Source organism: Streptococcus vicugnae (assembly GCF_016461705.1).
Taxonomy (GTDB): domain Bacteria; phylum Bacillota; class Bacilli; order Lactobacillales; family Streptococcaceae; genus Streptococcus; species Streptococcus vicugnae.
Map to the genome: position 1 here is coordinate 681,023 of NZ_JAEMHW010000001.1, position 23,328 is coordinate 704,350.

The window sequence follows — 23,328 nt, forward strand, 5'->3', positions numbered from 1 at the left end:
AATCGTTAATCACTGAACATATAGAACCAATTATACAAAAGACCAATTTTACTAAGTAAAGTCAGCAAATCCATTTCAGATTTATCAAATCGTTAATTTAGAAAATCACTAAAAAAACCACTGAATACAAAGATTCAGCGGTTTTCTATATTTATAACCTAAAAATTCTTCTTAGATATTTGCCCAAACTGATTCGAGAATGTTAGTTTGGTCACGGTCTGGTCCAACTGAGAATGTTGAAATGCGTACGCCAACAAGCTCACCAACACGGCGAACGTAGTTGCGAGCATTTTCTGGAAGTTCATCTAGGCTACGGCAACCTGTGATGTCTTCTGACCAACCTGGTAATTCTTCATAGATTGGTTTACAACGTTTCAATTGTTCAAGACTTGCTGGGTAGTGGTCGATACGTTGACCATCAAGGTCGTATGCCACACAGATTTTAACAGTATCAAGGCCAGAAAGGACGTCGATTGAGTTAAGTGACAAGTTTGTGATACCAGATACACGACGGCTGTGACGCATAACAACTGAGTCAAACCAACCAACACGACGTGGACGTCCAGTTGTTGTACCATATTCGTGACCAACTTCACGGATACGATCTCCAACTTCATCTAGAAGTTCAGTTGGGAATGGTCCATCACCAACACGACTTGTGTAAGCTTTACATACACCAACAACTTTGTTGATTTTACTTGGACCAACACCAGAACCAATAGTTACGCCACCAGCAACTGGGTTTGAAGATGTAACAAATGGATATGTACCTTGGTCGATATCAAGCATAACACCTTGTGCACCTTCAAAGAGGACACGTTTACCAGCGTCAAGAGCGTCATTTAAGATAACAGATGTGTCTGTTACATAGTCTTTAATTTGTTGACCATATTCATAGTATTCTTCAAAGATATCTTCAAATTTGATTGGTTCGCATTCGTACATTTTTTCGAAAAGACGATTCTTTTCTTCCAAGTTCACGCGCAAACGTTCTGCAAAGATGTCTTTGTCCAAAAGGTCAGCAATTCGGATACCAACACGCGCTGCTTTATCCATGTAAGCAGGGCCGATACCTTTGTTTGTTGTCCCAATTTTGTTATCACCTTTAGAAGATTCTTGCAAACGGTCAAGTTTGATGTGATATGGCAAAATAACGTGTGCACGGTCTGAAATACGAAGACTGTCTGTCTTAATACCTTCATCGTGCAAGTATTTCAATTCAGTTACCAATGATTTTGGATTAACAACTACACCATTTCCGATAACTGAGATTTTCTCTGGGAAGAAAATACCTGATGGAATCAAATGCAATTTGAATTTTTTACCGTCGATAACGATAGTGTGTCCTGCATTATCTCCACCTTGATAACGTGCAATCACTTCTGCATCTTGTGACAAGAAGTCAGTGATTTTACCTTTACCTTCATCACCCCATTGGGTACCAACAACTACTACTGATGTCATATTCTGTTCGATATTGATACGAAATCACCTAGCGAGCAAATAAAAACGATACTAACTTATCCAGCCTGTCGTCTCCATCTCCAAGCTAAAATTCGTATCTTCGTCCTTTCTCTACAACTTGGCAGGAATCTCACCTGCGAGTTTGTCTTACAATTTATTATATGACTTTTCTGCTTTTTTTTCAATATTTCACGGTAAAATATTATTTTTTCCGAACTTTTTTTGAAAAAGGGGCTAAATATGACAGTTTTCCTAACATAGTCTCAATTTTCTAAAAATTCTTAAACTTTTTGTACAAAAGTATAGAAATTCTTTGCATTTTCATAAACTTTTCCATAGAATAGGTATACATTACATACAATGGTAGAATTTGCCATAATAATAATTGAAAATCAACGGAGATACATAGATATGAACATCAATAGTTTATTACAAGATTCGTCTAAACATTTACCAATCTTGCAAGCAACTTTTGGTTTAGAAAGAGAAAGCTTGCGGATTAATCAGCAAGGCAAAATTGCTCAAACAAGCCACCCAACCTGTCTTGGAAGTCGTTCTTTTCACCCTTATATTCAGACAGATTATAGTGAAGCTCAGCTGGAACTCATTACTCCTATCGGGCAGTCAACCAAAGATGCCCTACGTTTTTTAGGAGCCATTACAGACGTTGCAGGGCGCTCGATTGATAAGGATGAATACCTCTGGCCTTTATCAATGCCACCTCAAGTCAGTGAAGATGAGATTCACATTGCTCAATTAGAAGATGATTGGGAGCGTCATTATCGTAAACATCTAGCTAAGGTTTATGGCAAAAAATTACAATCTATGTCTGGCATTCATTACAATATGGAGCTGGGAAAAGATTTGGTCGCTGCGCTTTTCCAACAAAGCGGCTATGATTCGCTCATCACCTTTAAAAACGACCTTTATCTAAAATTAGCTCAAAATTTCTTGCGTTATCGTTGGCTTCTAACCTATCTTTACGGAGCTTCGCCAATCGCTGAACAAAGATTTTTAAGTCACAAATTAGCTCAACCTGTTCGGTCTATTCGAAATAGTCAGTTTGGTTATGTGAACCACAAAAATATTCAAGTTTCTTATCAAAGTCTTGAAAAATATATTACTGATATCGAGCATTACGTAACTTCTGGTCAGCTTATTGCTGAAAAGGAATTTTATTCTGCTATTCGCCTACGTGGTAGCAAGCACATCCATGATTATATCGCACAAGGCGTTACTTACCTTGAACTACGCTGCTTTGACCTTAATCCTTTTGATCATCACGGAATCACCCAAGAAACACTTGATACTGTTCATCTTTTCGTTCTTGCTCTTCTCTGGCTTGATAGTAGCTCTGCTATTGACCAAGATATCGCTAAAGCTACTGAGCTTAATAATGTCATTGCTCTTAGCCACCCGCTTGAAAAATTACCACAAGAAGCACCTATTTCAGAAATCTTATCAGCTATGCAAGGCGTGATTGAACATTTTGACTTGCCATCTTATTACCAAGAATTGTTAAATCATGTCAAAGAACAAATCAAGAATCCTGAATTAACTATTGGAGGACGTTTACTAGAAAAAATTGATAATCTTTCATTAGAAACATTTGGTCAAAAACAAGGACAAGCTTTCCACGAGTATGCCCTTAAAGCTCCCTATGCTCTTAAAGGGTATGAATCAATGGAACTCTCTACTCAAATGTTAATGTTTGACGCTATCCAAAAAGGCCTTCACCTGGAAATCCTTGATGAGAATGATCAATTTATTAAATTATGGCATGGCGATCATATTGAATACGTTAAAAATGCCAATATGACTGCTAAGGACAGCTACATTACACCACTTATTATGGAAAATAAAGTGGTTACTAAAAAACTCCTCGCTCAAGCAGGTTTTCCTGTTCCAGCTGGCCAAGAATTCAGCGATAAAGACAGTGCGCTCCGCTATTTCTCACAAATCAAAAATAAAGCTATCGTCGTTAAACCTAAATCAACTAACTTCGGTCTGGGAATTTCTATTTTTAAAGAACCAGCTGAACTGACAGCGTATCAAAAAGCCTTAGATATTGCATTTTCTGAAGATGATACCGTCTTAGTTGAAAACTTTATCGCAGGTACCGAATACCGTTTCTTCGTTCTTGATGGCAAATGCGAAGCTATTGTCTTGCGCGTGGCAGCAAATGTCGTTGGCGATGGCAAACACACCATTGCCCAATTGGTAGAACTCAAAAACCAGAGTCCTCTTCGGGGCCGCGGTCACCGCTCACCACTTGAAATCATTGACTTAGGAGCTGTCGAGCGTCTCATGTTAGAACAACAAGGTTACACTCCTGATGATATCCCAGCAAATGGTGTCAAAGTTGATTTACGCCGTAACTCTAACATTTCAACTGGTGGCGATTCAATTGATGTTACTGATATCATGCCATCAGATTATAAAGAATTAGCCGCCCAAATGGCTAGCGCTGTTGGAGCTTGGGTCTGCGGAGTTGATTTGATTATCCCAGATAAAACCTTACCAGCTAGCAAAGAAACACCAAATTGTGCTTGTATCGAATTGAACTTTAACCCTGCCATTTACCTTCACACTTACTGTCATGAAGGACCTGGACAAGCCCTCACACCTAAAATTCTAGCTAAACTTTTCCCAGAACTTTAAGCTCAAAAATAATCTTCGTCAAAGTACAGTCATTGCTTGTCATTATTCCCCTTTTTGCGATAAAATAAATACAATCTTAGATAGAAATGGATTGAATGAGTTTATGTCAAGACCTAGAAATAGCGCCGGAGGATTAATCACTATTATTATTGGCGTTATCCTGCTTATCGCTTTACTCGAAAGCTTACTTGAAGTTATTATCCCAATTGCCCTTATCGGTGGTATTGGATTTGGCGTTTATTATTTGGCGACCAAGCAATCACGCTTAGAAAAAGTAAATACCAAACAACGTCTTCAAGACTTAAAAGATAATATTCGCGTCGCTGATCGTCAGTCAAAACTTCTAGACAATTACCTCGATGAAAAAAACTACACACAATATGTCGTTGTGGCGCGCCAGCTATTGCCACAAATTCGTCATATTAAAAGTGAAGTTACTGACCTTAAGGCTAAAATGGACCTCAAAATCTATAAACGTGTCCTTAAAAAAGCCGAATCAGTCGAAAATGATATTCTCTTGCAACTGGATAAATTGGATATCTCTCCAACGACAGCAAGTGCTTCTAAGGAAGAAACAGATTTGCTAAAACTTGCTCCAGAGTTGGCTCATCTTTATAACAACATTCAGCAAGATCACCTTACCATTTTGAAAAAAATTGAAAAAGCTGATAACCGTGAAGAGCTTGCTGCTCTGCATGAAGCTGATATGGAACGATTCCATGATATTTTAGATGGCTACCTCAAAATCAAAAGAGCTCCTAAGAATTACTACAATGCTGAGGAGCGCCTAGCAAAAGCAAAAGCTGCTATGGAAAAATTTGATTTGGCACTTGATGAGACCCTTAGAAAACTTAACGAAAGCGACTTGAAAGACTTTGACATTAGCCTACGCATGATGGCTGATGACGATACTAATTTGTAATTTAGCTCTGACAAAGGAGATTATTTATGGCTGATACATTTAATTTTGACATTGATAAAATCGCTGATAATGCTATTACAAAAACTGATAAAACAACAGAAATTATCGTAGCAACTGACACCGCCTCAACTGGACAAGTCTCTTTTTACGATAAGTTGACTCCTGAACAACAAACTGCTATTACCGCTAAAGCGCCAGCTTTGGTTGATAATTTTGTTGCTGACCAGAATGCACTGCTTGATTTTGGAACATCTGCTGTTGAAGAAGTTAACACGACTGTCAATCGCATTTTGGCAGAACAAAAGAAACTGGAAATTCCGCAAGTTGATGACCTGCTCAAAAATGCTAACCGTGAATTGAATGGCTTCATTGCTAAATATAAAGATGCTACACCTGCTGAGCTTGAAAAGAAACCGAATTTCTTCCAAAAACTTTTCAAACAAAGTAAAAATAGCTTGCAAGAATTCTACTTTGATTCACAAAATATTGAACAAAAAATGGATGGCATGGCTGCCGCTGTTGTTAAACAAGAAGAAACCTTAGCACGCAACATCGTCTCTGCTGAGATGCTGATTGAAGATAATAACAAATCGATTGAAAACCTTGTCGGTGTGATTGCTTTTATCGAAGCTTCTCAAACAGAAAGTGCTAACCGCGCACAAGCCCTTCAAAATGAACTGGCAACACTAGATAGTGCAACACCAGAATATCAAACAAAATCTGACGAACTAGCTCGCATGACTGAAGTTATCAACACACTGGAACAACAGCACACTGAATACCTCAGTCGCCTTTACGTGGCTTGGACAACAACGCCTCAAATGCGTAACATGGTCAAAGTGTCATCAGACATGCGCCAAAAACTTGGTATGCTTCGTCGCAACACCATTCCGACAATGAAATTGTCAATTGCCCAGCTCGGCATTTTGCAACAATCAGTTAAATCTGGTGTGACTGCTGATGCCATTGTCAATGCTAATAACGCTGCTCTTCAAATGCTTGCTGAGACTAGCAAGGAAGCTATCCCTATGCTGGAACGCACTGCTCAAAGCCCAACGGTTTCTATCCAGTCTGTCACAGCTCTTGCTGAAAGCCTCGTTGAACAAAATAACGGCATTATCGCCGCTATTGACAACGGTCGTAAACAACGTGCCCAACTCGAAGCAGCTGTCGTCAAATCCGCAGAAACCATTAACGACTCTGTCAAAATCCGTGACCAAAAAATCGTCGAAGCCCTTCTTAACGAAGGCAAAGAAAGCCAAGAAGAAGTCGAAAGAACAGACATTACAGAAGAATAATAATAGTAGTAAAAAGGCGAGAATCCTCGCCTTTTTTATCTTCTTACTTTTCACTAGATGATTACGCTTTAACAGCCACAATACTAGCCCATCAAATTTGCTTTGTGTTATAATATTCTTATGGATAAACTTATAAAATCAATTTCAAAATCTGGTTCTTTCCGTGCTTATGTGCTTGATAGCACTGAGACTGTCAGAACTGCTCAAGAAAAACATCAAACACTTTCTAGCTCTACAGTTGCTCTAGGTAGAACGCTTATTGCCAATCAAATCCTAGCTGCCAATCAGAAAGGAGACAGCAAAGTAACCGTCAAAGTCATTGGTGATAGCTCATTTGGCCACATTATCTCTGTGGCTGATACTAAAGGACATGTTAAGGGCTATATTCAAAATACTGGTATCGATGTTAAAAAAACTGCTACTGGCGAAGTCATGGTTGGTCCATTCATGGGACATGGTCAATTCGTTGTCATTACTGACTATGGTACAGGTAATCCTTACACATCTTCAACACCACTTGTCTCAGGTGAAATCGGTGAAGATTTGGCTTTTTATTTGACTGAATCTGAACAAACACCTTCTGCCGTTGGACTTAATGTCCTTCTTGACGACGAAGATAAAGTCGAAGTTGCTGGTGGCTTTATGTTGCAAGTTCTTCCAGGTGCATCTGAAGAAGAAATCAACCGCTACGAAAAACGTATCCAAGAAATGCCTGCCATTTCAAAACTCTTGGAATCTGACGACCACATTGAAGCTCTTCTAAAAGCTATCTACGGCGAAGACGAATATAAAGTTCTTGCTGAAGATGAAATTGGCTTTAACTGTGACTGCTCACGTGAACGTTTTGAAGCTGCTCTTGTCACTCTTGGCAAAGACGAGCTTAAAGCTATGAAAGACGAAGACCACGGTGCTGAAATCACTTGCCAATTCTGTGGTAAAACTTACAACTTCACTGAAGATGACTTGGAGGAATTAATCAATGACTAAACTCAGCTCATCATTTATGATTGGTGATGTTGAAATTCCTCACCGTACGGTTCTAGCACCCATGGCAGGGGTGACAAACTCTGCTTTTCGTACTATTGCCAAAGAATTCGGAGCTGGCTTAGTCGTAATGGAGATGATTTCCGAAAAAGGTCTCCTTTACAATAACGAAAAAACCCTTCACATGCTTCACATTGATGAAACTGAACATCCAATGTCTATCCAATTATTTGGTGGAGACGCGGATGGTTTGAAACGTGCAGCTGAGTATATTCAAGAAAATACAAAAGCTGACATCGTTGACATCAATATGGGCTGTCCTGTCAATAAAGTTGTCAAAAATGAAGCAGGAGCAAAATGGCTTAAAGACCCTGATAAGATTTATCATATCATCGATGAAGTCACTTCTGTTCTTGATATTCCACTAACTGTTAAGATGCGTACAGGCTGGTCAGACAGCGAACTTGCTGTTGAAAACGCATTGGCTGCTGAATCAGCTGGTGTGTCTGCCCTTGCTATGCACGGACGTACTCGTGAACAAATGTATACTGGTAAATGTGACCATGAAACACTTGCTCGCGTCTCAAAAGCCATCACTAAAATTCCATTTATCGGAAATGGTGACGTGCGCAGCGTTCACGATGCTAAGTACATGATTGAAGAAATCGGTGTTGATGCTGTTATGGTTGGACGCGCAGCCATGAACAACCCATACATCTTCACTCAAATCAATCATTATTTTGAAACTGGTGAAGAGTTACCAGATCTTCCATTTGCCAAAAAATTGGACATCGCAGAAGATCACCTCAAACGTCTCATTGACCTCAAAGGTGAAAAAATCGCTGTCCGTGAATTCCGTGGTCTAGCTCCACATTACCTACGTGGTACTGCTGGCGCAGCTAAAATCCGCGGAGCTGTTTCACGCGCAGAAACTATCGACGAAGTCAAAGAAATCTTTAACAGTTTGCGATGAGAAAAAAATCCCAGAAACTTTCTCAGGGATTATCTAAAAACAAAACCCCTACTGGTTTACCAGCAGGGGTTATTTTATTAAGCAATATCAAATTTGAGTTGTCCTTTAGAAACACCAATTTTAAGGGTATTTCCACTTGCTAGGTCGCCTGCTAGGATAAGCTCTGATAATTTATCTTCAACTTTATCTTGGAGAGTACGACGAAGTGGACGAGCTCCCATTTCTGGGTCATATCCAGCCTCAGCAAGATATTTAAGTGCTGAGGGTTGGAATTTAAGCGTAATATCTTTTTCAGCTAAGGTTGCAACCAATGGTTTAACCATGATTTTAACCACGTCACGCATATTTTCTTGTGTCAAGTGGTGGAAAACAACCTTTTCATCAATACGGTTGATAAATTCTGGACGATAAGCTTTCTTAAGTTCTTCCATGATACGTTTTTGCATAGCATCATAATCATGAGCCATATCACGCGCACCAAATCCAACAGTTTTATCATCACGAAGAGCTGTCGCACCAAGGTTTGACGTCATGATAATAATCGTATTTGAGAAATCAACTTTACGACCACGACTATCTGTCAACACACCATCATCCAAAACTTGAAGAAGGACGTTGAAAATATCTGGATGAGCTTTTTCAACTTCATCGAAAAGAAGGACTGAATAAGGTTTGTTACGAACTTTTTCAGTCAATTCGCCACCTTCTTCATAACCAACGTATCCTGGAGGAGCTCCGTTAAGACGACTAGCCGCAAATTTTTCCATGTACTCAGACATATCAAAACGAATAAGTGCTGATTCATCATCAAAGAGAAGTTCAGCCAAAGCTTTAGCTAATTCAGTCTTACCAACACCAGTAGGTCCCAAGAACATGAATGACCCAATTGGACGTTTTCCTGTGCGGATACCTGCTTGATTACGACGGATTGCTCGGCTAATCGCTGAAATAGCAGCATCTTGACCAATCACACGCTTGTGAAGCTCTTTTTCAAGCGTCAAATATTTCTTGCTGTCAGCCTGTGTCATTTTCTCAACAGGAATACCTGACAAACGACTAAGTGTTGCCATGATATCATCTTCAGTCACAGCTGTTGGTTTACGTGTCACTTTCTTACGTGACTCTTTAAGCAATTTTGTAGCTAATTTGAAATCACCTTCTAAAATAGCTTTATCTGCAGCTGTAAGAGCTTCTGGGGCTTCTTTTTTAACCAAACCTTGAACAGTTGCACTAGCTTCATCAAGCAAATCAATAGCTGAATCTGGTAGATTTTTACTTGTCAAATAACGGTGTGCAGCTTTAACAGCCGTCAACACAGCTTGATCAGAAATCGTCACATTATGGAAAGTTTCGTAAGATTTCTTAAGCCCAAGTAAAATTTGATAAGCATCTTCAACACTTGGTTCTTCGATGGTGATTTTAGCAAAACGACGAGAAAGCGCAGCATCTTTTTCAATATGCTTTTGATATTCTTCTTGAGTTGTCGCACCAACCATGTGAAGTGTCCCACGTGCAAGAGCTGGTTTTAAAATATTAGCAGCATCTAAAGTACTATCAATTCCAGAACCAGATCCCATAATAGTGTGCACTTCGTCGATGAATAAAATGATGTGACCATCTTCTTCAATATCAGAGATGATTTGATTCATGCGTTCTTCGAAGTCACCGCGGAAACGCGTACCAGCCACAACACTCATCATATCAAGTTCTAGAACACGCATGTCTTGAAGTTCGTATGGAATCTCACCATCAATAATTCGTTGTGCCAAACCATAAGCAAGAGCTGTTTTACCCACACCAGCTTCACCGACCAAGACAGGGTTGTTTTTAGTTTTACGGCTAAGGACTTGAACCATACGTGAAATTTCTTTATCACGACCAATAACTGGTTCTAATTTCCCTTGACGAGCCATTTCAGTCAGGTCACGTGTGAAATCAGATAATTCTCCCGCTGTTGACTGAGGTTTCATCATTTCAGAAAAAGCTCCGCCCATTGATGCCTTTTTCGGTTTGCGAAGGTCATGGATAGCTTTGATTTTTTCTTTAGTAAATCCTGCATTACGTCCTAAGCTCTTACGTAAGTCAAGTAAACGTGCTGAATCACCGTCTTCTTTATTTTTAAACCCTGCAACTTCTAATAAACGAGTGGCAAATAGATCTAAATTAAGCAACATCGCATAAAGAACATGTTCTGTCCCAACTTCTGTGCCACCAGTCACTTTGCAAATAGATTCTGCAAAAGCTAACACATCTTTAAGAGCCTTTGATTGCTCCAAAAATTGAACATTTTTTACATCACTCAAAGGTGATTTTCCAAGTGCCAATACCGCTGCTGCTTCATACTCTTCGTAAGCAATCTTATTTTGGTATTCAGCAAATGTTAATCCTGCCACTGAATCATGAACAGCTACCATGGCTAAAAGTACATGCCAACTTTCTAGATATGGGCTTTCAAATCGTGCCGCCTGGTACTGGGCGATACTGAAAACCTCCTGCATTTTCATTGAATATTCACTCATAAATGGAATCCTTTTCTATCTAATCTTTGTAAGATTTTTCGCAACATACGTGCTCGAATGGCTGGAGCATCTTTGCCTAAAACATCATCAGTAGCTGTTGCTAAAATCAGATTTCCTTCACGTTCACTAATAATTTTTTCGTCAAAAAGTAATTGAATCAAATCCGTAAAGACTTGCTCACTAATTCGTTCACCGATATTTGCCATAAGATTGTCAAACATTTGGTGTTGATCTGAAAAACGCACTCTAGCAATGCGAATATAGCCACCGCCACCACGCTTACTTTCGACTGTATAGCCACGACTTTCTGTAAAACGTGTTTTTATCACATAGTTAATTTGGCTAGGAACAACTTGAAAGGCATCTGCCAAGTTTGAGCGCTTAATCTCAGCAATACCTGATTGGGCAAGTAATTGCTTGATGTATTCTTCAATACTATCAGATGTATTTTTTGCCATTAGCTTCCTCCTTTTCAAGATTAAAGACCATTTCAAGATGGACTCTCTTTGACTATAACTGACTATCATTATAACAAAAATATCACTATTTATAAACGAAAATACACCAAATGAGCCTTCCTAACAAGCTTTTCTCGTGCTTTATAACCGACAACGGTTTCATTTTATCAACAGTATTTCCATTACAACAGATTTTAGTTGTCTTTGCTTAAGAGATAAGATACAATTAACTTTGTAACAAATGAAAGGTTTCAAGTAAATGAACTATATTATTACATTTTTGATTGCTATGGTACCACTCGTTGAACTTCGTGGTGCTGTACCCTATGCTATTGCAACTGGTATCCCAATGTGGCAAGCACTCGTTATCGGTGTTGTCGCGAACATGCTTCCCGTACCAATTATCTTCTTCTTTGCACGTCGTGTCTTAGAATGGGGTGCTGATAAACCTATTATTGGTGGTTTCTTTACTTGGTGCTTGAAAAAAGGTCACAAAGGTGGGAAAAAACTTGCCGATACCGCTGGGGACAAAGGTGTCTTTATCGCGCTTCTTCTCTTTGTAGGTATTCCAATTCCTGGTACAGGAGCCTGGACAGGTACACTTGCTGCTTCAATCCTTGACTGGGACTTCAAACGTAGTGTAATAGCGGTTATGCTAGGCGTTATCCTTGCTGGCTTAATCATGGGCACATTGACTGTTCTCGGATTAGGTGCTTTATCTTAAGAACTTACAAAATGGAGGCTGGGACACCCAACCTCTTTATTTATAACAAAAAAGAAGACCACCAAGTGGTCTTCTTTTAATTTAGCAAGCTATTCTTATTTGTTAAGAGCTGCTGCCATTGTAGCTGCAACTTCTGATTCAAAGTCGTTAGCTGCTTTTTCGATACCTTCACCAACTTCGAAACGTGCGAAAGTAACAACTTTTGCGTTTACTGAATCAAGGAATTGTTCAACAGTTTTGCTGTCGTCCATGATGTAAACTTGTGCAAGAAGTGTGTATTGTTGGTCAACTTTAGTGTTGTCAAGCATGAAGCGAGCCATTTTACCAGGGATGATTTTATCCCAGATTTTTTCTGGTTTACCTTCTGCTTTAAGTTCTGCTTTGATATCTTCTTCAGCTTGTGCGATTACTTCATCAGACAATTGTGATTTAGAACCGAATTTCAAGTGTGGAAGAGCTGGTTTGTTAACCATTGCACGTGATTCGTTATCAAGATCGATTTTGTGGTTCATTTGAGCCAATTCATCGTGGATGAATTGTTCGTCAAGTTCTTTGTATGAAAGAACTGTTGGTTTCATAGCTGCAACGTGCATTGAAACTTGTTTTGCAAGAGCTTCGTCGCCACCTTCAAGAACAGTGATAACACCGATACGTCCACCGTTGTGTTGGTATGCACCGAAGTGTTGTTCATCAGTTTTTTCGATAACTTCGAAACGACGGAATGAAATTTTTTCACCGATAGTTGCTGTAGCGTTAACGTAAGCTGCTTCCAAAGTTTCACCTGAAGCCAAAGTAACTTTAAGTGCTTCTTCGTTGTTAGCAGGTTTTTGTTCAGCGATAGCTTTAGCTGTTTCTTTAACCAATTCAACGAATTGTGCGTTTTGAGCAACGAAGTCAGTTTCAGCGTTAACTTCAACAACTGCTGCAACGTTACCGTCAACGTAAGTACCAGTCAAACCTTCAGCAGCAACGCGGTCAGCTTTTTTAGCTGCTTTAGCCATACCTTTTTCACGAAGCAATTCAATTGCTTTTTCCATGTCACCGTCAGTTTCAACAAGTGCTTTTTTAGCGTCCATGACACCAGCACCTGATTTTTCACGCAATTCTTTTACTTGAGCTGCAGTAATTGCCATTTTTATGTCCTCCAGGATTTTTTTGTTTACCAAATAATAAAAACGAGACAGAGCGGTTTGCTTTCTGCCCCGTTTTAAAGCATATCAAAGACTGTTAAGCCTCTAAATCTTATTCGTTGTCGCCTTCTACAACTTCAACGATTTCTTCGATTGAATCAGCTTGTGCTTCTGCTGCAAAATCAGCGTCAGCATCTTCACCTTGGCGTCCTTCGATAACAGCGTCAGCCAATTTAGAAGTGATCAATTTAACGGCGCGGATAGCGTCATCGTTAGCTGGGATGATAACATCGATGTCATCTGGATCAGCGTTAGTATCAACCATAGCTACTACAGGGATACCAAGTTTTTTAGCTTCTTTAACAGCGATTTGTTCTTTGTGTGGGTCAACAATGTACATTACGTCTGGAATACGTGGCATATCTTCGATACCGCCCAAGAATTTTTCAAGACGAGCACGTTGTTTGTTAAGAAGAGCAACTTCTTTCTTAGGAAGAACTTCAAAAGTTCCATCTTCTTCCATACGTTTGATTTCTTTCAAACGAGCGATACGTTTTTGGATAGTATCCCAGTTTGTAAGAGTTCCACCCAACCAACGGTGGTTGATGTAGAATTGACCTGCACGTTCTGCTTCTTCTTTAACAGCGTCAGCAGCTTGTTTTTTAGTACCAACAAACAAGATTACAGCGTCGTTTGCAGCTGCATCACGAACGAATTCGTAAGCTGCGTCAGCCATTTTTACAGTTTGTTGAAGGTCGATAACGTGGATACCGTTACGTTCTGTGAAGATGTATTTAGCCATCTTAGGGTTCCAGCGACGAGTTTGGTGACCGAAGTGAACACCAGCTTCAAGAAGTTGTTTCATTGAAATTACTGCCATGAGTAGTTTCTCCTTTATAAAATGTTTTTTTCCTCTTCCAGACTTCATCTTGCAAACCCACTCAAAAAGAGCAACAGATCCACAATACATCCAGAATGAGTATTTGTTGCATAATACAACTATCATAGTTTACCATAAAAGCATTGCTTTGACAAGCCATATGAGGCTTGAAAGAGTTTTTATTTTAGGCTTTTGATGGCAATTATAGCTACCAGGTATTTACAGAAAATTTTCATGATTTTTCTTTTTTTAGAAAAGAAAAAAAGCCCGACAAAGTCGAACTTTTTGTGTCATGAAGGCGGTAGACGGATTTGAACCGACGATCAAGCTTTTGCAGAGCCGTGCCTTACCACTTGGCTATACCGCCATAACAGATAATATTTTACCCTAAAATAATAAGCTCGTCAAGCCTAATTCGTGAAATTCTGAAAGAGGATTATGAAAATAAAAGAATTCACGGCTTTACCCTTGAAATTTCAACAATCTATGCTATAATACTAAAAATCTTTGGAGGTGTTTTATGAAAAAACTAAGTCCTGACAGTCACATTCGCGTACTCAGTCCGTCAGATTCAATTGCTCGTTTGGGTGGATTTGAAGCCAATCTTTCTGCCAAAGAAACGTTAGAAAATCTAGGATTTCGTGTATCATTTTCAGAACATTACTTAGAATCTGACATGCTCGATTCTTCTTCAATCGAAAGTCGCGTCGCTGATTTACACGCTGCCTTCTTGGATGACTCTGTCGACGCCATTTTGGCTACCATTGGTGGCTTTAATTCTAATGAGTTATTACCCTATCTTGACTATGACTTAATTGCCAAACACCCCAAAATTATCTGCGGTTATTCTGATTCAACAGCTTTTTTAAATGCTATCTATGCTAAAACTGGAATGCTGACATACATGGGACCTTCATATTCTAGTTTTAAAATGAAAGAAGGTCAAGATTACCAGAGCAAGGCTTGGTTAAATGCCATGACAAAATCAGCTTATGACCTTGTTCCAAGTCAGGAGTGGTCAAGCGACCCTTGGTATGACCCAACACAACCACGTCATTTTATGCCAACAGAATGGCAAATTTACAACGCAGGGAAAGCTTCTGGCACCATTATTGGTGGAAATTTATCTACTTTTGGACTTCTTCGCGGAACACCTTACACCCCTCAAGTCAACGATTATGTCCTTTTCTTAGAAGAGGCAGAAGAAGATGACTATCATGATTTTGACCGCAATTTAGCAGCCATTTTACAAGCTTACCCCAATCCAAAAGCGGTGCTTATCGGACGCTTCCCAAAGGAATGCCAGATGACACCCGAAATATTAACCTATATCCTAGACAAGCACCCACTTCTTAAAACCATTCCTGTCATGTATGACCTTGATTTTGCCCACACTCAGCCACTCTTTACAATCACTATCGGCGCACAAGCAAGCATTGACACTGATACTTTGAGTATTCATATCGAGGAATAAAACTCCTCTATGAAGAATTTTATATATGAGTATGAACTAAAAAACAAAAACGCCTTTTCGTAAAAACGAATTGGCGTATTTTATCTTTCAGCTTTGACTAAATGCAATCATTTTATCTAGGATTTTAACTAGACGTTGTTCTTGATCTTTAGTCATTTTATCCTTAGTGGCATCGTGGTCATCGACTGTACCAACGTGAACTTTGACTTCTCCTGAACTATTAATTGCAACGACAAAAGGAACGTATAATTTGTCTTCTTTGGTGTAAGTCTGAGAAAATTTTTTCACGATAGCATTGTCGGCATCGCTATATTGTTCACCTCGAACATCGACTGTATAGGCTTTACTATGGTCTGCTTGTAGTTCCTTGTCTAAGACAGGTAACAACTCTACACACCATGGACAGGTTGGAAAGCCAAAATAATACATTCCTTGTTCTTTAGCTTCTAAGCGATTAACCACATCATCTGGATTTTCTTTAACCAGCTGAGCTGTTTCATCAACATATGGACTTGTTCCATTGACCTTATTGGTTATGACATAACCGCCAATGAAAATAACCGCAAATAAAACAATAAGCAGGCCTATTTTCAATGTTTTTTTATTTTTCACTATTTTTCTCCTTTTGGATAAGTTGAACAATTGACAATAAAATCACTTCGCCATCTGCTGTAAATGGTAAGAGGTTAAACAGATTCATTAGACAAGTTACCTTCAATACAAGGGTATAGTAGTTTAAAGGGATTAAAATGCCAATAATTGTTAACAGAAATGGTGATATAAAAGCAATTAAGAAATTATCTAGTGGACAGTTTCGATTTCTATACTCTACTTGAAAAGCAAGAATACCTACGTGTTTAAAACACGCTTGATAACGCAATACTCGTGCCACCAAGTAATGCAAAATCTCATGTAATCCAACAGCGACATAAACCGACAGAATCGTAATGACGACTAAAACGAATATTTCAATCATGTTTATTCGTGCTGTATTTATCAGTGAGATATGTCAAAGCATAGACAAGGCAAAAATAGATAATAAAAGCTATCAAAGTTTGCCAAGACAAGCCAAACGTTGTGGAAATATTATGCTCAGTAATTTTGTTATCAATGGTGATGCCTAACAAAGTTTTTACTGAAGCTGATGAGCCGCCAAGTTGAAATAATTTCCAAAGGCTTGTAAACACGACTAAGGCAGCGTAGCTCACTACACTAATCCCTAGACAACGACTAAAATCTTTCATATCTTAACCTCCTAAGAAGACTATAGTGAATACCTGCTAATAGAATAATAATTATCAAACCAAAACTTGCATTTTTTACAACAAGCGTAACTAATATAAAAACAATTCCTAACAAAAACATTGATGTGGTCTCATTGAGATTCCCTCGTGATTTTGGAAAAAGATAACCTAACATCAAAGCAGATTGAGCAAATGCAATTGACACCATTACTTGATTGATATTAGCTAAGTGGCAGCCATAGCAAATCAATAAAGGAACTTCCAACAATACAAGAAGGAAATACTGTCTAAAGTATTCTTCCCACACCGTAATCCGTAAGAGATTATATTGATGTCGAAAATCCTCTGTGCTATCGCCATGTGAAAGTAATAATAAGCCATTAAAAGCAAGTAAGGTTGGTAAGACTGCCAAAACTGCAGCTCTGCCGCTTTGATAAGCAATAATTCCCACAACAATCACCGGAAAAATGAGGTAATACCAATTTGTTTTATAACGAAAAGTGACTTTATCAAGAACAGGTACCTTGATAAAACGACTATGACTAGTTACTAAAGTATCAGCTAAAGTATCAGCTAAAGGCAAATGCAAAAGCAAGTAAACAGCTATAATCAGACAGCTCAAACTAACAAGAAACGCCCCTAAAATCAACTCATGAATGGAAAATGGAGAAGAAGCTAATCGTGATTCTAGAGCATAACGCCATTGAAAGAAATAAGCTAAACTGATTATCAAAATAACATTTGCTAGGAGTAGTTTAATCACAAGTAAGTGTTTCATCTGCCTTTGCAAAAGCAGATCCAGCCCTAAGGATAGAATTTCTAAGCTGATGATAACAATAATGAACGAAAAATGTTGACTAAGGAAAAATAGTCCAAAATCTCCCACAAAAGTCGTGACTAGTTTAATAGCAGGCGTTGCGATAATCATGACTAATTCATAAATCCCAATCATCAACACCAAGCGAAACAAAGAATAGGCTCTTTGAACATCACGTCTTCGAAATGGTAAGGCTTTAACGAAATACAAAGATGTCTTATCCAAAGCTAAGGTTGCCTCAACGAAAAGGAAGGACAAGCAGCCCAAAACGACAGTATTGCTGAAATAACTAAAAAAGATTTGCTTTTGCCCTGTTTCCAAAATAGCAAGAGGAACATTTGTTCTGATGGATGATATTTTTGCCAACTCTTTCATATTGTAAAGGTAATACAAAATGTAAAGCAGGCATAGGAAAGTTACAAAGGAACGTCTTACCCATTTTGATTTAAAAATAGGACGATTTAAGAAACCTTTTAAAGCATTATTCAGAAACATTGTCATCAAAAGTTGCGTATCTTTGAATGAACGTGATTTTATCATGAACAGACTCCGTGCGTAACACCTCTGCTTCCAACTGGCTAGCATCGCCAGTAAAAGGAACTAATTTCCCATTGGACATTAAAAAAATATGGTCACAAAAGTGATTGATTATGGTCATATTATGTGAAATTAAGACAAAACTACGATGACTAAGCAAAGCCTGAAAAAGTTTTACTGTAATCAAAGTGGTTTCAAAATCCAAACCGTTAAACAGTTCATCTCCTAAAACATAGGGTGCATTTGATAAAACAGCAGCTATAATTTGAACCTTCTTTTTCATCCCAAAAGAATATGATTCTAATAGCTGATTCTTAGCCTCCTTCAAATCATATAATTCAAAGAAAGAATCGACCTTATCACGGTCTGCATTTGGATAACGCGCCAAAACAAATTGAATGTATTCATTTCCAGTCATGTAATCCGGAAGATAAAAATCAGATGGAATATAAAAGACTTGCTCTTTGAAGGTATCAGATTGATTATGATGACTATCAATCCAAATCTGACCATCACTTGGGCGTTTCAAACCAACGATACAATCTAAAAATGTTGTCTTACCGCTACCATTAATACCAACAATAACACTCACTTGTTTTTCAGGAAAACTCACTGAAATATCATTTAAAACCAAGCGCTTATATTTTTTAGATAAGTGTTCAATCTTAATCATAAATTCCTTATTCTAACACCTTCTCTTAAAAGTAAAGAAAAGATTCTATTTAGTACAGTTAAATGTTACATGAATAACATCTGGAACACCTAGCTTAATACCGCCAGCAAAATTCCCTGATTGTGAAGTGCAGTAAGCTGCATAACCAATAACTGCAATAACAGAAACAAGAGCGCAAACTGCCCAAACCCACTTAACAGTCACTTTTGAAGCATATTTAGCTTGCAAAGCAACCAAGTAGTTATCCATAAATCCAAACATAATGTTTTTCCTTTCAACTTTAAAATATGAATACTCAAAATTACCATGGTAAATGGTAAGGTATTCCTATTTTGCAAGGTGTTATTTTTCGAAAAATAATTACCAAAAACGTAAACTATTTAAACAGATTACTCCTATATCCTACCATTGAAAAGTCTTATTTTCTGAAAATTGTATATTTGCTCAACAAAAAAAGTTTATTTGCGTATTTGCAAATAAACCGATTTTAAGACTTTCGCTGATACAATGAAGACATAACATTAAGGAGGATACTACTAATGCTTAAACTAACCCTTAAACAATTAATTAAAACAGTCGTTCTGATACTTCCATTCTTTGTATATTACCCGTAAAAATCACTCAAATCAACCCAAGTAATAACATTTCATCCCTTCCCCTGCCCTAATAAATGTTGTTACACACAAAACTTATTAAATAATACGTAATATATAAAATATGGAGGATACTTATTATGTTTAAACAATACCTAAAACAAATTTTTAAAGCAGTCACTTTTGTAATTCCAATGTTTGTATTGCCTCTCGCTCTCTTCTTGTAGTTGGTTTTCTTATTAAATTAAAATTTATCTGGAAAAATGCTTGATAAATTTCCTTTCAAGAAAGCAACCATAACAGGATTACCAGTTCCTTCTACACATTTAATGAATTCTTCCAAATCAGACAAATCATCTGATTTTTCTTCCATGTAATTTACTACTTTTTTCAAAAAATTGAGCCACGTCATAGCAAACATATCTTGGTAAGTTAATATCTTTTCAAGATGTTCAATAAAATAGTTAGCTTGATAAGTTTTCCCATAACCTATTAACATGAGTATCAAATTTAAAAAAACAACCTCAGCATTTTTTTTATGACTTGGAAGAGATAAATATAATTTATCACGATCTACAAAAGCTTTCCCCAAAAAAATTAAATCTGATTCTGATAAAATAGACATGGTATTACCAAATACAAATAGCTCGTACTCTGTCCATTCTTCAATCTCATAAAGATATGATGTCAAAAAATTCTTTTCTTCTTCTGTGATTTCATAAGTCGGATCAAGAGTGTGAATAGAAGATTTTATAATTAACTCATTTAAACGCTTATAAACATCAAATGTTTCAGAATCTTTTTCACTTTCAAGTAAACTATACAAACCGTTGATATCTTGCTTATTATATAAATCATTAATCTTATTTAATATTTGAAACGTCTTCGGTTCTTGATAGTTGTTAATCGCATGTCCAAACTCTGAGAAGGTCATGTGAATACCTGAAATGGCGATTAAGAGTTTGTCTGCAGCGAGCATGGATTGGCCGTTTTCAAAACGTGAGAGTTGAGATACTGAGAGGTTTTCGCGTGCGACGTCTTTTAGTTTCAAGCCACGCGCGATTCGTAATTCACGATAAAGTTCACCCAATTGCATTGATTTTTCGAGTTTCATACAGTCTCCTTTGTTGATTGTAATCTGATGTTATCAGACCTTTAAGAACTATGTTTTCTATATTCTCACAACAAGAAAGGGCTTTATCTGTTATCCTAAACAGCTTAGAAAAGTCATAGTCTATATTTCTATTTTAAAAATCTAGTTGTATTAGATAAGTATACTAATGTTTATTGTATCACAATTTTTAAAAAGAGATAGCAAAAAACAAGAACTTGGTTTAACCAAGTTCTTGTTTTTCACGATTTTATCGATAATAATTACCAAATAATCACTCGATTTTCTGGTGCACGCCACATTGGGTCACCAGCTTTGATATCAAATTCTTCATGGAAGTCATCAAAGTTTGTCAAAGTCACATTGGTACGAAGTTTACCCGGCGCATGCACATCAATACTTGCTAACATTTGCATGTATTCCTCACGCGCTTTCATGCGCCAGATTGTTGCAAAGTTGATAAAGAAATCACGCGCAGAGAAATCAGCATCTTGTTTTGCTGCTTCTAAGGCACAAGCCACACCACCAAGGTCTGCTACATTTTCAGAAACAGTTAATTTACCATTGACTTTAGCACCGTATGAATCTAAACCATCAAATTGTTCAACAATTTTATCAGTGCGTTCTGTGAAAGCTTTATAATCAGCATCTGTCCACCAGTTGTTTAGGCTACCATTTTCATCAAATGATGCTCCATTGGTATCAAAAGCATGCGAAATTTCATGAGCAATAACTGCTCCGATACCACCATAGTTAGCTGATGAACTTTGTTCCAAGCTGTAAAATGGTGCTTGTAAAATAGCTGCTGGGAAAACAATTTGGTTTTGTTGAGGATCATAATAAGCATTGACCATGTGCGCTGGCATATGCCATTCACTACGATCAACCGGTTTGTTCCATTTGCTCCAGCTGTAAGCGATAGAAATTTTAGCCAGATTTCGCGCATTTTCAACGAGTGACAAAGACTCGTCAATGATTTTTTTCGCATAAGTTTCTGGTAATTTTTCCGGATAACCAATGTGAGGAGTAATAACGTTCAACTTAACAATAGCTTTCTCACGTGTTTCTTTGGCTAACCAATCTGCAGATGCTAGACGTTTCTTATAAACATCAATCATAGTAGCAACCTTATGCTCTACATCAGCTTTAGCTTCAGGAGAGAATTTTTGTCCAGCATACCAAAGACCAAGTGCTTGACTATAAGCACCAGATGCTAGATAGTAAGCCGCTTTCTTCTTATCCATGGCTTGTGGTGTTCCTGAAAGAGCACGACTGTAAGTCCCTGAAAGCACGCGGATATCATCTGTCAAATAACTGTTGTAACTTGTTGCTGCAGAAATGATAAGGTCTGCTTTAAGCAAATCCCAATTTTTTTCTGAATAATACTCAGCTGCAAATTCTTTCCAGAAACGTTCTTCTGGTACGATGACTTTATCTGGAATTTCTCCAAGAATTTTTGTGAAAATACTATCCAAAGGAAGTTCCGGTGCTAATTTGGTAAAATCAGCCCAATCGTATGGATGATAAAGTTTAACATACTCAGATGATTCTTCACGTGATAAGACATATTTAGCCAACTTGGCATCAAGTTCAATTGTTTTGTCTAGCAAATCTTTAATTTCTTCTGCTGAGAAACCAAATTTTGCTAGCAATTCTTCTTGCATGTGACGCCATGTCGCTAACAATTCTTTTCCTTTTTCATTGTCTTCTGCGTAGTAAGTCGTATCTGGCAAGATTGTTCCAGGCGCTTCTGCCCATAGCACATTTAGCTGAGCATTCATGAAATCAGGTGAAACACCAAATGGAAATTCATTTGGTTTTCCTGCCAGTTCAAAATCAGCAATTTGCTCTGCAAAATCCGTAAAAGAAGCTAACTTTTTATATTCTTCAATCAAAGGAAGGACTGGTGCTACTCCTACTGCTTCACGTGTGGCATAATCAGATGTCATGCGGTGGAACTTAACAAAATTCTGCAAAATGCTATCATCCGGAAGATTTTTTCCAGCCAACCAACTATCTGTAGTTGCTAGCATTAATTCTTCGATTTCATCAGCTAAATCTGAAAAACCTCCCGTACGTGGTTTATCATCGGGAATAACAGCTGTCTTTTCCCATTCGCCATTGACGGCATCATAAAAATCATCTTGATATCGAGTCATAAGGATCTCCTTTTTATCTGTTAGAACCATTCTATCAAAAATTCAAAAGAATAACAGTTATAAGGATTTTCAAAAGAGAAAAATTCCAAAACTGATTTTTCTCTCAAAAAAATCAAAAAGCTAGCCTACTGCAAAGCTAACTTTTTGATAAAACACAAATTAATATCGCAGTTTACGATAAACCGTAATCACCAATAAGAGAAGAATAAAGATAAAAATGGCTAATATTGGTGCTACTAGTAGGGGTTCTACCCGACTAGCTTCAGAAATCACGCGCGCATTTTTAACTTTATTTGGAATACGATGACCGCGTACCAAAAGGCGGTGAGTATTGACTCCATACGGCGTACAAGTTACCAAGGTCACATAATCTTGATTTGGATCAATTGCTAGCGCTGAGACATCATCTGGCAAGACCGTCAAAATCTGATCTACTTCATAAGTCAAGGTCTCGTCCAAAACCTGAATGATAAACGTATCGCCCTCAACCAAGCGGTCAATATCCGTAAACAACTTTGCAGACGGCAAGCCACGGTGACCTGAAATCACAGCGTGCGTTCCCTTACCACCCACAGGAAGGGATGTCCCTGGGATATGCCCAATAGCCACCTGCAAGACACTATCGTCCGTACCATGGTAAATCGGCAAAGTCGTATTCAACTTAGGAATTTCAACATAAGCCATAATCCCCGTACCAGTCACATCAA

At 38.0% G+C, this 23,328-nt stretch carries 21 protein-coding genes and 1 tRNA gene; 7 read left to right on the plus strand and 15 right to left on the minus strand.

Annotated elements, in window-relative coordinates:
• Positions 1-171: 171 nt before the first annotated feature.
• The gene (locus tag JG537_RS03360) at positions 172-1,464 is read right to left on the minus strand and encodes an adenylosuccinate synthase (protein WP_074482359.1); all 1,293 of its coding nucleotides are present in this window, start codon (positions 1,462-1,464) and stop codon (positions 172-174) included.
• A 411-nt stretch (positions 1,465-1,875) separates the two neighbouring features.
• On the opposite strand from JG537_RS03360, the gene gshAB reads away from it, so the two are divergent.
• The 5 genes from gshAB (at position 1,876) to dusB (ending at position 8,302) form a co-directional block, all read left to right on the plus strand.
• Positions 1,876-4,125, plus strand: a complete 2,250-nt coding sequence (gene gshAB / locus JG537_RS03365; RefSeq protein WP_199543575.1) for a bifunctional glutamate--cysteine ligase GshA/glutathione synthetase GshB — start codon at positions 1,876-1,878, stop codon at positions 4,123-4,125.
• A gap of 103 nt (positions 4,126-4,228) precedes the next feature.
• A complete protein-coding gene (locus JG537_RS03370; RefSeq protein WP_199543576.1) occupies positions 4,229-5,047 on the plus strand; it encodes a hypothetical protein in 819 nt (272 codons plus the stop codon).
• Positions 5,048-5,073: 26 nt separating this feature from the next.
• The gene (locus JG537_RS03375; protein WP_074869506.1) at positions 5,074-6,345 is read left to right on the plus strand and encodes a toxic anion resistance protein; all 1,272 of its coding nucleotides are present in this window, start codon (positions 5,074-5,076) and stop codon (positions 6,343-6,345) included.
• 120 nt (positions 6,346-6,465) lie between these two features.
• Positions 6,466-7,332, plus strand: a complete 867-nt coding sequence (gene hslO, locus JG537_RS03380) for an Hsp33 family molecular chaperone HslO (protein WP_074964930.1) — start codon at positions 6,466-6,468, stop codon at positions 7,330-7,332.
• A complete protein-coding gene (dusB, locus tag JG537_RS03385; protein WP_074482354.1) occupies positions 7,325-8,302 on the plus strand; it encodes a tRNA dihydrouridine synthase DusB in 978 nt (325 codons plus the stop codon). The genes hslO and dusB overlap by 8 nt, the downstream gene beginning before the upstream one ends.
• A gap of 77 nt (positions 8,303-8,379) precedes the next feature.
• Here dusB and JG537_RS03390 read toward each other — a convergent pair whose 3' ends face one another.
• Positions 8,380-10,821, minus strand: coding sequence for an ATP-dependent Clp protease ATP-binding subunit (locus JG537_RS03390; protein WP_132869022.1), 2,442 nt, complete (start codon positions 10,819-10,821; stop codon positions 8,380-8,382).
• A complete protein-coding gene (locus tag JG537_RS03395) occupies positions 10,818-11,279 on the minus strand; it encodes a CtsR family transcriptional regulator (RefSeq protein WP_074482352.1) in 462 nt (153 codons plus the stop codon). Before JG537_RS03395 ends, JG537_RS03390 begins: the two co-directional genes overlap by 4 nt.
• Positions 11,280-11,538: 259 nt before the next feature.
• Between JG537_RS03395 and JG537_RS03400 the strand changes: the two genes are divergently transcribed.
• Positions 11,539-12,003, plus strand: a complete 465-nt coding sequence (locus JG537_RS03400; RefSeq protein WP_132869020.1) for a COG2426 family protein — start codon at positions 11,539-11,541, stop codon at positions 12,001-12,003.
• A 95-nt stretch (positions 12,004-12,098) separates the two neighbouring features.
• Here JG537_RS03400 and tsf read toward each other — a convergent pair whose 3' ends face one another.
• The 3 genes from tsf to JG537_RS03415 form a co-directional block, all read right to left on the minus strand.
• Positions 12,099-13,136 (minus strand): translation elongation factor Ts, encoded by a 1,038-nt coding sequence (gene tsf, locus JG537_RS03405; RefSeq protein ID WP_074482350.1) that lies wholly within the window; start codon positions 13,134-13,136, stop codon positions 12,099-12,101.
• 109 nt (positions 13,137-13,245) lie between these two features.
• Positions 13,246-14,013 carry a 30S ribosomal protein S2 gene (rpsB, locus tag JG537_RS03410; protein WP_132869019.1) on the minus strand — a complete coding sequence of 256 codons (768 nt, stop codon included), beginning with the start codon at positions 14,011-14,013 and terminating at the stop codon, positions 13,246-13,248.
• A gap of 296 nt (positions 14,014-14,309) precedes the next feature.
• A tRNA-Cys gene (locus JG537_RS03415) sits at positions 14,310-14,380 on the minus strand.
• Between the two features lie 153 nt (positions 14,381-14,533).
• Here JG537_RS03415 and JG537_RS03420 point away from each other — a divergent pair.
• Entirely contained in the window at positions 14,534-15,487 is a 954-nt protein-coding gene (locus tag JG537_RS03420; protein WP_199543577.1) for a S66 family peptidase, read from the plus strand.
• Between the two features lie 87 nt (positions 15,488-15,574).
• On the opposite strand, the gene JG537_RS03425 is transcribed toward JG537_RS03420, so the two are convergent.
• The 9 genes from JG537_RS03425 to JG537_RS03465 all read right to left on the minus strand — a co-directional run.
• The gene (locus JG537_RS03425) at positions 15,575-16,099 is read right to left on the minus strand and encodes a thioredoxin domain-containing protein (protein WP_249927607.1); all 525 of its coding nucleotides are present in this window, start codon (positions 16,097-16,099) and stop codon (positions 15,575-15,577) included.
• On the minus strand, positions 16,089-16,463 hold the full coding sequence (locus JG537_RS03430; RefSeq protein ID WP_199543578.1) for a hypothetical protein: 375 nt from the start codon (positions 16,461-16,463) through the stop codon (positions 16,089-16,091). The genes JG537_RS03425 and JG537_RS03430 overlap by 11 nt, the downstream gene beginning before the upstream one ends.
• On the minus strand, positions 16,456-16,731 hold the full coding sequence (locus tag JG537_RS03435) for a hypothetical protein (protein WP_074482346.1): 276 nt from the start codon (positions 16,729-16,731) through the stop codon (positions 16,456-16,458). Before JG537_RS03435 ends, JG537_RS03430 begins: the two co-directional genes overlap by 8 nt.
• A complete protein-coding gene (locus tag JG537_RS03440) occupies positions 16,718-18,088 on the minus strand; it encodes a hypothetical protein (RefSeq protein WP_246454263.1) in 1,371 nt (456 codons plus the stop codon). The genes JG537_RS03435 and JG537_RS03440 overlap by 14 nt, the downstream gene beginning before the upstream one ends.
• Complete coding sequence (locus tag JG537_RS03445) at positions 18,030-18,758, minus strand: ATP-binding cassette domain-containing protein (protein WP_132869198.1); 729 nt, start codon at positions 18,756-18,758, stop codon at positions 18,030-18,032. The genes JG537_RS03440 and JG537_RS03445 overlap by 59 nt, the downstream gene beginning before the upstream one ends.
• A gap of 45 nt (positions 18,759-18,803) precedes the next feature.
• Positions 18,804-19,019: a hypothetical protein gene (locus JG537_RS03450; protein WP_074482343.1), complete on the minus strand. Its 216-nt coding sequence runs from the start codon at positions 19,017-19,019 to the stop codon at positions 18,804-18,806.
• A 576-nt stretch (positions 19,020-19,595) separates the two neighbouring features.
• Entirely contained in the window at positions 19,596-20,465 is an 870-nt protein-coding gene (locus JG537_RS03455) for a helix-turn-helix domain-containing protein (protein WP_199543579.1), read from the minus strand.
• A gap of 260 nt (positions 20,466-20,725) precedes the next feature.
• A complete protein-coding gene (locus tag JG537_RS03460; RefSeq protein WP_199543581.1) occupies positions 20,726-22,621 on the minus strand; it encodes a M13 family metallopeptidase in 1,896 nt (631 codons plus the stop codon).
• A 159-nt stretch (positions 22,622-22,780) separates the two neighbouring features.
• The coding region (locus JG537_RS03465; RefSeq protein WP_199543583.1) for a class C sortase at positions 22,781-23,328 on the minus strand (548 nt) is incomplete at its 5' end.